This window comes from Mesobacillus zeae (assembly GCF_003570705.1).
GTDB lineage: Bacteria > Bacillota > Bacilli > Bacillales > Cytobacillaceae > Mesobacillus_C > Mesobacillus_C zeae.
Genome location: NZ_QWVT01000053.1, coordinates 1 through 3931 on the forward strand (window position 1 = coordinate 1; position 3931 = coordinate 3931).

The following is a 3931-nucleotide window of genomic DNA, read 5'->3' on the forward strand; positions in this document are numbered from 1 at the left end:
TTTCGTCATTTACACAAAATTATTGACGCTCCCTGTTAATTCCCTTTTAGTACCTAGAATATTAAAAGAAATTAAAAAAACTTTAAATATAAAGATACCGATAACTGAATTTTATCAAAGGACAACTATTGATGAGCTTGTAACCTATATAAATTCTATTGATGAAAAAGAAGTTTCAAATATAAAAGAAAACAAAAAATTAGGTCACAAACCATCAAGTTGGTAGAAAACTAGTGAAGCACCCTTTTTAAGTTTCCTTTGAGTCACGTCCTATCTTGTTAAATCTAGAATACAACTCATAAGAGCAATTTAAAAGGGAGACCGTAGGGCCTCCCTTTTAGCATTTCTTATTGACGATCGAAAGTGTAATATGTGTATCTCGCCTGAACATACAGACTCTGGCCATCTATACTCGTATTGGTGATAAGTCGCGTACTCGGTTGGGGCGGTTAGTTCCTGGCCGTCAGCAGAGTAAGTTGCCATGATGAATTTTCCGCTGGTCGAATTAATGGTATGTGTCTAGGACTGTTTGTTGATTTTCGTTACGGGGTCGAACCAGGGCAAACACTAAAAACGTCAATTCCATTTCTAACTTCACTTGCACTGCATTCTGTTCTGAAGGTCTCACCAGGTTGGATTGTTATCTTTCCTGTTGAATCAATAGGCTAGAATTTCTAACCAATCTTTTGCCCAGTAATGTAATTCGTGTCGAAACTGAGTTTGTAATCACCAATTCCCGTATTTGTAATCAGAGTTCTACCTTCTGCATAGACGTTACTACATTAAGAAAGGAAAAGGACAAGGTGTTAGAGGGAATTATCTCCCTAGTCGTTGGTCAGGGGCTACACGTGATTGGAGTCTGGTAGAAGAAGTTTGGCTTAATCCGGAAAAACCGACGTTTATTCAAGCTAAGCAAAAAGTTCAAAAATAGCTATCCACCGACACCGTGAACTACTAAAAGAATTCATGAACGACGGCACACGGTTTATTCGAAACTATTTTGAAGAGAAACAAAAGATAACCCCCCCCGTAATTATTGTAGGTTTGCATACGTTTGCTTCAAAGATAATTTTAACCCTCAACGTTACTTTGACGCCATGTAGAACGGAGATCCATCTGAATCCCCGCAAATCAAATTTTCTGTGAAAAGTGTGAAGTAAAAATGTCCCCTGAGGGCTATTGTTTGCCTGTTACCACATTTGAAGTGGAGACGGACAAGTGCGGGTGCTTTCCCCTCATTTTTTTTAATTAGGAATAGTATACTTTTTCTACTTTATATAATGTATGCTCGATAGTCGAGCAGAGAACGGCATCCACTTTGTAAAATTTAACTCGAAAGTATAAACTTTTCAAAAAGTTCTTTATATTATTTTTTTGCTTAAAGGCAGGGAGAAATTCTGAATTTTTCTCCACATCACCAAAACTTTGAATCCATTGCTCTACATAAGTCTGACTAAGTATTTTTCTATTTAAAACACTAATTATGGATTTTACCATTCTCTCATCTTCCCCATCGGAGTAAATTCGATCTGTTATGGTCATCTTTTCGTAAACCAAATCGAGGATAGTTAAGAGGTCATTTTTATCCAGTTCGGAACACTGAGCCAAATCTTCTAAAGCATCTGCTGCATGGGCTATAGCATGAGCCCAGCCTTTTTCTTCGTCATACCCACGGTAATCTCGCTCTTCTTGTACATTGTAAAATACTTTCTCTTTTATCTGATGAATTTGCTCTCTTGAGAGAAATGGTGATTCTCTATGCCTCATGAAGAGGAGCGGTATGACTAGCATGGAGAAAGATCGAGTGAAGACAGAGTCTGTATTTGTTTCACCAAGCTTAAAAAGCAAATGGTTTTTATCCAAAACAACCGGTAGAAGTTGTTCTAGTTCGTTTGCTGTTAGAGAATTATCAGGAATCCAATGTGATAAGGTTGTATAAATTAGCTCATCACGTAGTTGGGCATCCAAAGAACCGATGTTATTTATCATTTCTAGTATCAACTGGAATGTATCGGGGGTTGCTTGGTACCCATTTTCTTTTATTAATATCAACTTTTCTTTTAAATTCATTTTACACGCTCCTACTAGAAATTTTCTGAACTAACTTTTTCAAGGGTTTCTACTGACTATACGGCTTCTTCCGTACCCTTCTTCCCTTACTATAAGGTACAGATAGGATCAGAGACAATCCGCAATAGCAGAAAGGAATAAATTATTTCCAAGCGGTTTATTTCCTGATAAAATCCATAAAATTCCGCCTCCTTCGATTGTATTTTATACGAAAACTTGCTATCTAAAAAACTTCCCCACCCGATTTTAGGATAAAGAACCCATATAATAATTTTCAGAATTTTCCTTGTAAGTTAATGGTTAGTGAGTTATTATTTGTATATTAAATTAAATTAATCCAAAGCGCAATAACTAGTGGAATTTAAATTTTGGGGGTGAAGAACATCTACTGAAGCAATAATTACAATCGATCTAACTGAAATTCACTACAAAATAAAAGGATGGTTTACTTGATAAATAATAAAATATTAAGAAAAGACAATATTCAGGAAATATTATCGTTGTCACCTACACAGCAAGGACTACTCTTTAAATATCAGATGGATCCTAAATCGAGCGAATACATGGAACAGGTTGTCCTAAAAATTAAAGGAGATATAACTGATAAAGAGATTGAAAGAGTATGGCATCACTTGATTAGCACTTATGATGGTTTGCGTTCTATTTATAAATGGGAAAAGTTAAGTAACCCTGTACAAATTGTATTGAAAGAAATCGATCTGCCACTTTATTTTGAAGAAAGAGTGGGAGATTGTACTACCATATTAAATGAAATACGGGATAATGAGCTTAAAAAAGGGATTGATTTAACAACGGAACCATTAAGAATCCGTCTGGTAAATGGCGCCAACCATGAAAAAATCATGATATTAACCTATCACCATATTTTATGGGATGGATGGAGTAGTGGAATCCTTATAGATAGCTTTACTAGATTATGTAATGAAATCGAAGTTGATAAAGAGTTACCTTCAAAAATAAAAGTAACACCTTGGCGAGAGTATATTAAATTAGTTAGAAATCGAGACATAGATGGAGAAAAAAAATACTGGGCTAATTATCTTGATGGCGTTGAGCGAAATGAAATCTCTCCCCAGTCTACTCACAATAAACATATAGACAATAAAAGCCATAGAGAAACATTTTATATCGAAGATAATGATTATAAAATTCTTAAAAACGCTTGTATACAAAATAAGCATACTTTAGCAGGATGGATTCATAGTGGGTTGGGAATTCTTTTACAAATACATAGTAACCATAATGATATTATTTTTGGGAGTACGGTTTCTGGGCGTAATGTAAATTTACCTAATGTAGAGCATATGATCGGGTTGTTTATAAATACACTACCTATAAGAGTTATAAAAAATACAGACACAAAGGTATTTGAACTTATAAGACATGTTGAAAAAAGTATGAATGAAAGAAGTCCTTATGAAACGACTCCACTTAGTTCCATAAAAGAATATTGTGGTTTTAAAGGGGAAGAAGGTTTATTTGATACGATTTTAGTTTTCGAAAATTACCCTTTAAATCTAGATCGTAATAGTAAGGTAGATATAGATGTAATAAGTATTAGCGAAGATACCCATTTTGGGTTAACTATCATGGTTATGGAAAAAAATAATAAATTAGAGTTTATTTTAAACTATAAATGCAATAAATTCAGTCAAGAGTGGATTCGTTATTTCATGAAGCTATTATATAAAGTCATTTTGAAGATGGTCAATTATTATTATGATAAAGTGATCAACATTGACTTACTAGACGAAGAAGAGAAACATCAGCTATTGGCCCAGTATAAAAAATCAGAATATTCAAACGATGAGTTAATTATGGAGAGATTTGAAAGCCATGC

General features: G+C 34.3%; 3 protein-coding genes. 2 read left to right on the forward strand and 1 reads right to left on the reverse strand.

Features of this window, described 5'->3' with window-relative positions; translation table 11 throughout:
* Positions 1-226: acyl carrier protein (locus D1970_RS21220; RefSeq protein ID WP_142921045.1), on the forward strand; the 226-nt coding region annotated here is incomplete at its 5' end.
* Positions 227-1248: 1022 nt separating this feature from the next.
* On the opposite strand, the gene D1970_RS21225 is transcribed toward D1970_RS21220, so the two are convergent.
* The gene (locus tag D1970_RS21225; protein ID WP_119114846.1) at positions 1249-2070 is read right to left on the reverse strand and encodes a DUF2785 domain-containing protein; all 822 of its coding nucleotides are present in this window, start codon (positions 2068-2070) and stop codon (positions 1249-1251) included.
* Positions 2071-2519: 449 nt separating this feature from the next.
* Between D1970_RS21225 and D1970_RS21230 the strand changes: the two genes are divergently transcribed.
* Positions 2520-3931, forward strand: a 1412-nt coding sequence (locus D1970_RS21230) for a condensation domain-containing protein (protein WP_259339731.1), incomplete at its 3' end; no start/stop codon positions are given.

Coding starts and splice junctions, on each gene's coding strand:
- D1970_RS21225 (WP_119114846.1), bottom strand. CDS start 2,070: ATGAATTTAAAAGAAAAGTTGATATTAATAAAAGAAAATGGGTACCAA.